This window comes from Streptomyces nanhaiensis, assembly GCF_046614825.1.
Taxonomy (GTDB): domain Bacteria; phylum Actinomycetota; class Actinomycetes; order Streptomycetales; family Streptomycetaceae; genus Streptomyces; species Streptomyces radiopugnans.
This window is the reverse complement of the sequence record NZ_JBKJFM010000233.1, coordinates 1-5929: the sequence shown is the minus strand read 5'-3', so window position 1 is coordinate 5929 and position 5929 is coordinate 1. Positions and strand designations below refer to the sequence as shown.

Annotated in this window: 7 protein-coding genes; 2 read left to right on the top strand and 5 right to left on the bottom strand. The window is 73.8% G+C overall.

Annotated elements, in window-relative coordinates:
- Window positions 1-1426 (bottom strand): DEAD/DEAH box helicase (locus tag ACLIYP_RS28745; protein WP_412716020.1); only part of this gene is annotated, 1426 nt, incomplete at its 3' end.
- 440 nt (window positions 1427-1866) lie between these two features.
- On the opposite strand from ACLIYP_RS28745, the gene ACLIYP_RS28740 reads away from it, so the two are divergent.
- Complete coding sequence (locus ACLIYP_RS28740; protein WP_412716019.1) at window positions 1867-2640, top strand: ferritin-like fold-containing protein; 774 nt, start codon at window positions 1867-1869, stop codon at window positions 2638-2640.
- A 48-nt stretch (window positions 2641-2688) separates the two neighbouring features.
- Here ACLIYP_RS28740 and ACLIYP_RS28735 read toward each other — a convergent pair whose 3' ends face one another.
- The 4 genes from ACLIYP_RS28735 to ACLIYP_RS28720 all read right to left on the bottom strand — a co-directional run bounded on the left by ACLIYP_RS28735 (window position 2689) and on the right by ACLIYP_RS28720 (window position 4651).
- Window positions 2689-2979: a hypothetical protein gene (locus ACLIYP_RS28735; protein WP_412716018.1), complete on the bottom strand. Its 291-nt coding sequence runs from the start codon at window positions 2977-2979 to the stop codon at window positions 2689-2691.
- A gap of 199 nt (window positions 2980-3178) precedes the next feature.
- Complete coding sequence (locus ACLIYP_RS28730) at window positions 3179-3406, bottom strand: DUF3107 domain-containing protein (RefSeq protein ID WP_093661275.1); 228 nt, start codon at window positions 3404-3406, stop codon at window positions 3179-3181.
- Window positions 3407-3580: 174 nt separating this feature from the next.
- A complete protein-coding gene (locus ACLIYP_RS28725) occupies window positions 3581-4207 on the bottom strand; it encodes a TetR/AcrR family transcriptional regulator (protein WP_093661277.1) in 627 nt (208 codons plus the stop codon).
- A 207-nt stretch (window positions 4208-4414) separates the two neighbouring features.
- Window positions 4415-4651 carry a hypothetical protein gene (locus tag ACLIYP_RS28720; RefSeq protein WP_412716017.1) on the bottom strand — a complete coding sequence of 79 codons (237 nt, stop codon included), beginning with the start codon at window positions 4649-4651 and terminating at the stop codon, window positions 4415-4417.
- A 122-nt stretch (window positions 4652-4773) separates the two neighbouring features.
- Between ACLIYP_RS28720 and ACLIYP_RS28715 the strand changes: the two genes are divergently transcribed.
- Window positions 4774-5745: an alpha/beta fold hydrolase gene (locus ACLIYP_RS28715; RefSeq protein ID WP_412716016.1), complete on the top strand. Its 972-nt coding sequence runs from the start codon at window positions 4774-4776 to the stop codon at window positions 5743-5745.
- Window positions 5746-5929 lie beyond the last annotated feature (184 nt).

The following is a 5929-nucleotide window of genomic DNA, read 5'->3' as shown; positions in this document are numbered from 1 at the left end:
GGGTACGGGTGCGCGGCGCGCGCTCCTCGGTGGCGGTGGCGGTGGCGGTGGCGGTGGTCGCGGCCCCGCGGCCGCGGCCCCTGCCGCGGCCTCCGGTCTCGCCCAGGTCCTCGACCTCCTCGGCCGCGAGCCCGGCGCGGGTGCGCTCGGCGCGCGGCAGTATCCCCTTGGTGCCCTCGGGGATGCTCAGCGCCTCGTGCAGGTGCGCGGAGGTGGAGTACGTCTCCGGCGGGTCGTTGAAGTCCAGGTCCAGCGCCTTGTTGATCAGCTGCCAGCGCGGGATGTCGTCCCAGTCGACGAGGGTGACGGCCGTACCCGTGTTGCCCGCGCGGCCGGTGCGGCCGATGCGGTGCAGGTAGGTCTTCTCGTCCTCCGGCGTCTGGTAGTTGATCACGTGCGTGACGCCCTCGACGTCGATGCCGCGGGCGGCGACGTCGGTGCAGACGAGCACGTCGATCTTGCCGTTGCGGAAGGCGCGCAGCGCCTGCTCGCGCGCCCCCTGGCCCAGGTCGCCGTGCACCGCGCCCGCCGCGAAACCGCGGCGCGAGAGCTGGTCGGCCACATCGGCCGCCGTCCGCTTGGTGCGGCAGAAGATCATCGCCAGTCCGCGGCCGGTGGCCTGCAGGATCCGGGAGACCATCTCCACCTTGTCCAGCGAGTGCGCCCGGAAGACGTGCTGCGCGGTGTTGGCCACCGTCGCGCCCTCGTCGTCCGGCGCGGTGGCGCGGATGTGGGTGGGCTGCGACATGTAGCGGCGGGCCAGGGAGATGACCTGTCCCGGCATGGTCGCGGAGAACAGCATCGTCTGCCGTTTGACGGGCAGCTGCTGGATGATCTTCTCGACGTCCGGCAGGAAGCCGAGGTCGAGCATCTCGTCGGCCTCGTCCAGCACCAGCGTGCGGATGTGCGCCAGGCTCAGCTTGCGCTGGCCGGCCAGGTCGAGCAGCCGGCCCGGGGTGCCGACGACCACGTCGACGCCCTTCTTCAGCGCCTCGACCTGGGGCTCGTAGGCGCGGCCGCCGTAGATCGCCAGCACCCGGACGTTGCGGACCTTGCCCGCGGTCAGGAGGTCGTTGGTGACCTGCTGGCACAGCTCGCGGGTGGGGACGACCACGAGCGCCTGCGGGGCGTCGGTGAGCTGGTCCTGCGTGGCCCGGCCGGCGTCCACGTCGGCGGGGACGACGACGGACTCCAGGAGCGGCAGACCGAAGCCGAGGGTCTTGCCGGTGCCGGTCTTGGCCTGGCCGATGACGTCCGAGCCGGACAGGGCGACCGGGAGGGTCATCTCCTGGATGGGGAACGGGGACGTGATGCCGACGGCTTCCAGTGCCTCGGCGGTCTCGGGAAGGATCCCGAGCTCTCGGAATGTGGTGGTCAGGATGCTTGCCTCTTCCGTGAGACGCGGGACGGGGGAGCGAGGGCGCACCCCGGGGGAGCGGGGTGGGTCGTACCGCGCCGGACGCCGGCTGCCTGTCGGGCGGCCTCGCGGCGCAGGACCACGGGCTCTCGCTCAAGCGCTCGTACCGCGCGAGCGGGCCCCTCACCGCGATCCGCACGGAACGCCCGGCTGCGTGTCTCCGCAGCCGTCACTCCGCATACGGTCCGCGTGGAGGGCGGTCGTGTCGGAGCCGATCGGGCCACCGACCGGGCATCCGTTACGGGCCCGGGGAACGTCCCCGGAGCCCGGATAACACAGTATGCGCAGAACCCGCTGTCAGGAAGCGGGCCTAATATCACTGTACCCCCTGATCCCGCATCCGCGCCCGGCCGATCTTCGGGTCCGGGCCCCCGCGGAGGCCGCCCCGGACCGCGCCGGACGCCTCCCGGGCAGGTCGGACAGCCTGGCGGCGGGCTATTGTGCCCGGCATGGAGACGTCTGACACATCCCCCGCCGGCCCCGAGGGACCCGAGAGGGCCGAGAAGGCCGGAGGAGTCGGGGAGACCGAGGAGACCGCCGTCCAGGACTGGGCCGCGGCCTCGGCCGACCCCCGGTACCGGGCGGCGGTCGTGGACCTGCTGGGCGCGCTGGCCTACGGGGAGCTCGCCGCCTTCGAAAGACTCGCGGAGGACGCCAAACTGGCTCCGACCCTGGTGGACAAGGCGGAGCTGGCCTCCATGGCGTCGGCGGAGTTCCAGCACTTCGAGCGGCTGCGCGGCCGGCTCGCGGAGATCGGCGAGGACCCCGCGGTGGCGATGGAGCCGTTCGCCGCCGCGCTGGAGGAGTTCCACCGCCAGACCGCGCCGTCGGACTGGCTGGAGGGACTGATCAAGGCGTACGTCGGCGACTCGATCGCCTCCGACTTCTACCGGGAGGTCGCCGTCCGCCTCGACTCCGACACCCGCGCCCTGGTGCTGGGAGTGCTGGACGACACCGGGCACTCCGGCTTCGCGGTGGAGAAGGTGCGCGGGGCCATCGAGGCCGACCCCCGCGTCGGCGGCCGGCTCGCCCTGTGGGCCCGCCGGCTGATGGGCGAGGCGCTGTCGCAGGCCCAGCGGGTGGTCGCCGAGCGCGACGCGCTGTCGACGATGCTGGTCGGAGGGGTCACCGCGGGGTTCGACCTGGCCGAGGTCGGCCGTATGTTCTCGCGGATCACCGAGGCCCACACCAAGCGCATGGCCGCGCTGGGACTGGCGGCCTGAAGGGCGCGCCGCGCCGCCCGGGCGGCGGGGCCCCGGAGCCGCGCCGCCTCAGGCCGCGCCCACGCGCGGCCGGCCGGCCGCCGGACCGCCGCGGTGGCGGGGGCGGGGGCGGACCAGCAGTGACAGCAGGGCCGCCGCGACCAGGGCGGCGACCACGAGGGTGGGAAGCGCGTACCCCGGGCCCAGCACCACGCGCGTGATCACGCCGCCGCCGAAGGCGGCCGCGGGCCCGGTGGCCAGGACCAGGGACCGGTCGCGGAACCGGTCCGCGAAACGGTGGCCGGCGACGAGGGCGACGGCGAGACCGACGAGCGCCGAGCCGAGCACTTCCCAGAGCATTGGGTCCTCCTGCGGGCCGGTGGGGTGCGCATCGGGCTACTCGGTCCTACCCAGGGTGCGCCGAGGACGAAACGGAGGGCCGGGCGGGAATCCCGCCCGGCCCTCCGCACACCGCTCCCACCGGCCTCGCGGCCGGTCCCGTCGCCGGGTTCAGGGGTCCTGCGGACCTCTGTGGATCTCCGTGGATCCCCGCGGGCCCCTACAGGGCCCCGAAGCCCACCTTGCGGCCGCTGGGCTCGCCGATGTCCACGTAGGCCAGCCGGTCGGCCGGGACGACCACCCGGCGACCGTGCTCGTCCACCAGGCTGAGCAGCTGCGACTTGCCGGTCAGCGCCTCGGCGACGGTGCGCTCGATCTCCTCGGCCGTCTGCCCGCTCTCCAGAACGATCTCGCGGGGCGCGTGCTGCACGCCGATCTTGACCTCCACGGCTATGTCCCTTCCGAACGGTTGGTGATTCTCCCTGGCTGAGCCGGGGCGGGGTGCGCGGGCAGGCCGCGCCGTCATGCCAGCAACATTAGCCCTCGCGGAGCCGTCTGCCCGCTCGCGACCGCACGCCGACAGCGAACACCGGACGGTCGCGCGGCGGAGGGAGGCCGCGGGTCAGCCGTGCATCGGGAAGCCCGCGATGCCCCGCCAGGAGAGCGAGGAGATGAGCCTGGTGGCGGTGTCGCGCGGGACCTTCTGCCCGGCGCTCAGCCAGTACCGGGCGGTGATCTGCGCCATGCCGCACAGTCCGACGGCCAGCAGCATCGCCTGGTCCGGGGGCAGGTCCGTGTCCTCGGAGATCACCTCGCTGACCGCCTCGGCGCAGTCCAGGCTCACCTTGTCCACGCGGTCGCGCACCGCGGGCTCGTTGGTCAGGTCGGACTCGAAGACGAGCCGGAACGCCCCGCCCTCGTCCTCCACGTACGCGAAGTAGGCCTCCATCGTCGCCGCGACCCGGTGCTTGTTGTCCGAGGTCGAGGCCAGCGCCGCGCGCACCGACTGGACCAGCGCCTCGCAGTGCTGGTCGAGCAGGGCCAGGTACAGGTCGAGCTTGCCGGGGAAGTGCTGGTACAGCACGGGCTTGCTGACGCCCGCGCGCTCGGCGATGTCGTCCATGGCCGCGGCGTGGTAGCCCTGGGCGACGAACACCTCCTGTGCCGCACCGAGCAACTGGTTGCGTCGGGCCCGGCGCGGCAGCCGTGTGCCACGCGGGCGTGCCTCGGTCTGCTCGATGGCTGTCACGCTCGCCTCCTGGGGTCTCCCTGGAACGCCTCCCGGGCCAGGGCCCGGACCGAGCCCCGGGGGTCCGGGGGCCCGGGGAATCCGGAGAGAGGTCGTCGATTGCTTCCGCGCGCGGGGTGCGCTGCGTCCGCCATCGTACTTTTGGGTAAACCACCTGTGCGTCCGGCGGGCACGGAAATCCGCGCCTCGAACGCGCGATGTATCGGTTTAGCGGTAATCGTCCTCGTCCAGTTCGACGACACGCGCCTGCTCGGCGGCGTCCGCGGGGTTCACCTCCGGTGAGCCGGTGGCCGGCGGCAGCGCGTCTCCGCGGGGCAGGACCTCCGCGTGCTGTTCGGCCGCGTCCGCCTCGGGAGCCTCGACTCCGAACCGCTCGGCCGCGGGCCTCTCGTCCTCGTCCTCGAACCGGTCGAAGGTGTCAGGGTCGGTGGGGTCAACAGACATGACGATCCTCTTTCCAGGCCGAAGGGGTTCCACACGGGCCCGGGAGAGGAGAATTCCGGAGGCGGGGAAGGTGTGACCCCGAACACGTGAGAGCGGCAGTGATCGTCTCGTAACATTGCCCCATGTCATCGACCGAGCAGTCGCAGCCGCAGGCGGCGGCCCCGATCGAGGTCCCCCCTTCGGGCCGGTCGCGCGCCGGGGAGGGCGAGACGCACAGGTCCGTGCCGCTGCCCGGCCTGACGCTGTCGGTGCGCGGGCGGCCGGGCCGGCGCGCGGGACTGCCCGCCGCGCTGTACGTACACGGCCTGGGCGGATCCTCCCTGAACTGGTCCCCGCTGATGCGGGAGCTGGCCGACGAGGTCGAGGGCGAGGCGCTCGACCTGCCCGGCTTCGGCCACTCGCCGCCGCCCGACGACGGCGACTACTCGGTCTCCGCGCACGCGCGCGCCGTCATCCGCTACCTCGACGTCCACGGGCGCGGCCCGGTGCACCTGTTCGGCAACTCCCTGGGCGGCGCGGTCGCCACCCGGGTCGCGGCGGTCCGGCCCGATCTGGTGCGCACCCTCACCCTCGTCCCGCCCGCCCTGCCCGAGCTGCGCCCGCAGCGCACCGCGATCCCCACCGCCCTGCTGGCGGTGCCCGGGGTCAGCAGGCTCTTCGGGCGGATGACCCGCCACTGGACGGCCGAGCGGCGCACCCGGGAGCTGCTGGCGCTGTGCTACGGAGACCCGGCGGCGGTCTCGCGGGAGGAGTTCGAGGCGGCCGTGGCGGAGTACGAGCGCCGCCTGGCCCTGCCGTACTTCTGGGACTCGCTCTCCCGGTCGGCGCGCGGCCTGGTGAACGCCTACACCCTCGGCGGCCAGCACGCGCTGTGGCGCCAGGCCGAGCGGGTGCTGGCGCCGACCCTGCTGGTGTACGGCGGGCGGGACCTGCTGGTCTCGTTCCGCATGGCGCGCAGGGCCGCCGCCGCGTTCCGCGAATCGCGGCTGCTGGCGCTTCCCGACGCGGGGCACGTCGCGATGATGGAATACCCGGAGGCGGTAGCGAGCGCCTTCCGGGATCTGCTGGGAGAAACCGATACGGGCAGGGGTTGACAGTCGTGGGACGTCACAGTCGCCGGGGCCGGCCGGGCAGCGGCAAGCCGACGGCCACGGCCACCGGGCAGCGGCCCACGGCCCGTCCGGTCCCGGAGGAGGCCCCGCGTCCCCGTCCGGCCCCGGCCCCGCCGCACCTACATCCCGAAGGGCGTGCCGCCGGCCCGCACGGCGCGCCGCGGGT

Coding starts and splice junctions, on each gene's coding strand:
- ACLIYP_RS28740 (WP_412716019.1), top strand. CDS start 1,867: ATGGAGACGTCTGACACATCCCCCGCCGGCCCCGAGGGACCCGAGAGG.
- ACLIYP_RS28720 (WP_412716017.1), bottom strand. CDS start 4,651: ATGTCTGTTGACCCCACCGACCCTGACACCTTCGACCGGTTCGAGGAC.
- ACLIYP_RS28715 (WP_412716016.1), top strand. CDS start 4,774: ATGTCATCGACCGAGCAGTCGCAGCCGCAGGCGGCGGCCCCGATCGAG.
- ACLIYP_RS28735 (WP_412716018.1), bottom strand. CDS start 2,979: ATGCTCTGGGAAGTGCTCGGCTCGGCGCTCGTCGGTCTCGCCGTCGCC.